A 2,302-nucleotide genomic window follows, 5' to 3' on the forward strand; every position below is an offset into this window, starting at 1 on the left:
GGGTTGGCGTTCTGTTAGTAGAACTGCGGAACCCGTGGGTTGGCTGGGTTGGGGGGGCCGGGGGGGGGGCCGGGGGGGTGCAGGCGGCCGGCCGCCCGCACCGCGCCGCTGACGGGGTCGATCCGCCGCTTGTCACGGATCACGACCCGCGGCTGCTCGTCCCCCTGGCTCATCGGCGGTCGCTGTCCTCGTCGACGATCTCGGCGTCGACGACGTCGTCGTCCCCGGACGGGGCCGACGCACCCGCAGCACCTCCGGCCGCGCCCGGCGCACCGTCACCGGTGCCGGCCGCGCCGGCCTCGGCCTGCTGGGCGTAGAGCGCCCCGCCGACCTCCTGCGAGATGCGGGCGACCTTCTCCTGGGCCGACTTGATCGCGGCGATGTCCGAGCCGCCGAGGGCGGAGCGCAGCTCGGTCAGGGCCTCGCCGAGCTCCTCCTTCTTGTCGGCCGGGATGCGCTCGCCGTTCTCCGCGAGGAACTTCTCGGTCTGGTACTGCAGCGACTCGGCCAGGTTGCGGGTCTCGGCCTCCTCGCGGCGTCGCTTGTCCTCCTCGGCGTGGGCCTCGGCGTCGCGCATCATCCGCTCGATGTCCTCCTTGGGGAGGGCCGAGCCGCCGGTGATGGTCATCGACTGCTCCTTGCCCGTGCCCAGGTCCTTGGCGGACACGTGCACGATGCCGTTGGCGTCGATGTCGAAGGCGACCTCGATCTGCGGCACGCCGCGCGGCGCCGGCGGCAGACCGGTCAGCTCGAACATGCCGAGCTTCTTGTTGTACATCGCCATCTCGCGCTCACCCTGGAACACCTGGATCTGCACGGAGGGCTGGTTGTCGTCGGCCGTCGTGAAGATCTCCGAGCGCTTGGTCGGGATCGTGGTGTTGCGCTCGATGAGCCGGGTCATGATGCCGCCCTTGGTCTCGATGCCCAGGGACAGCGGGGTGACGTCGAGGAGCAGGACGTCCTTGACCTCGCCCTTCAGGACGCCGGCCTGCAGCGCGGCGCCGATGGCGACGACCTCGTCGGGGTTGACGCCCTTGTTGGGCTCCTTGCCACCGGTCAGCTCGCGGACGAGCTCGGTGACCGCCGGCATCCGGGTGGAGCCACCGACCAGGACGACGTGGTCGATCTCGGCGACCGAGACGCCGGCGTCGCGGATGGCCTGGTTGAACGGCGCGCGGGCGCGGTCGAGCAGGTCCTGGGTCAGTCGCTGGAACTCGGCCCTGGTGATCGTGACGTCGAGGTGCAGCGGCCCCTCGGCCCCGGCGGTGATGTAAGGCAGGTTGACGTTGGTCGACTGCGCACCCGACAGCTCGATCTTGGCCTTCTCGGCGGCCTCGCGGAGCCGCTGCATGGCCAGCTTGTCCTTGGACAGGTCGATGCCGTTCTGGGCGTTGAACGTCTGCACCAGGTGCTTGACGACGCGCTCGTCCCAGTCGTCGCCCCCGAGGTGGTTGTCACCGGCGGTGGCCTTCACCTCGATGACGCCCTCGCCGATCTCCAGCAGCGAGACGTCGAAGGTGCCGCCGCCGAGGTCGAAGACGAGGATCGTCTGCTCGGTCTCGCCCTTGTCCAGGCCGTAGGCCAGCGCGGCCGCGGTCGGCTCGTTGACGATGCGCAGGACGTTGAGGCCCGCGATCTCACCGGCCTCCTTGGTGGCCTGGCGCTGCGCGTCCTCGAAGTAGGCGGGGACGGTGATGACGGCGTCGGTCACCGGCTCGCCCAGGTAGGTCTCGGCGTCCCGCTTGAGCTTCTGCAGGATGCGGGCGCTGATCTCCTGCGGCGTGTAGCGCTTGCCGTCGATCTCGCCGGTCTTCCAGTCGGTGCCCATGTGGCGCTTGACCGACCGGATGGTGCGGTCGACGTTGGTGACGGCCTGGTTCTTGGCCGACTGCCCGACGAGGACCTCGCCGTTCTTGGCGAAGGCGACGACGGAGGGCGTGGTGCGCGAGCCCTCGCTGTTGGCGATGACCGTCGGCTCGCCGCCCTCCAGGACGGTGACGACGGAGTTGGTGGTGCCGAGGTCGATACCGACCGCTCGTGCCATGGAGCTGGCTCCTGTTCGTGTGCGTGCGGGTGCCTTGCTGGGTCGTGCGGCGAGTTGGCGTCCGCCTTGCGCGGGGTCCGCTCAACTTTCCTGCCCACCCTAACGGCACTCCTGCGGGCGGTGTTCCCGGGGTCGGGACGACGATCCGCCGTGACCCGCGTCTCATGCCGCGTCCGGGAGTCCCGCGCCGATGCGCCGCCGTCCTCGCCGCGCGGTGCCCGACCTCCCCTGCGCGACGGCCACCCCCGTCGCGCGGTG

The 2,302-nt window shown here is 70.6% G+C and carries 1 protein-coding gene; it reads right to left on the reverse strand.

Features of this window, described 5'->3' with window-relative positions; translation table 11 throughout:
• Window positions 1-169: 169 nt before the first annotated feature.
• Complete coding sequence (gene dnaK / locus ACI78U_RS24855) at window positions 170-2,044, reverse strand: molecular chaperone DnaK (protein ID WP_456878121.1); 1,875 nt, start codon at window positions 2,042-2,044, stop codon at window positions 170-172.
• Between the last annotated feature and the right edge of the window lie 258 nt (window positions 2,045-2,302).

It is taken from the genome of Geodermatophilus sp. SYSU D00710 (genome assembly GCF_054050195.1).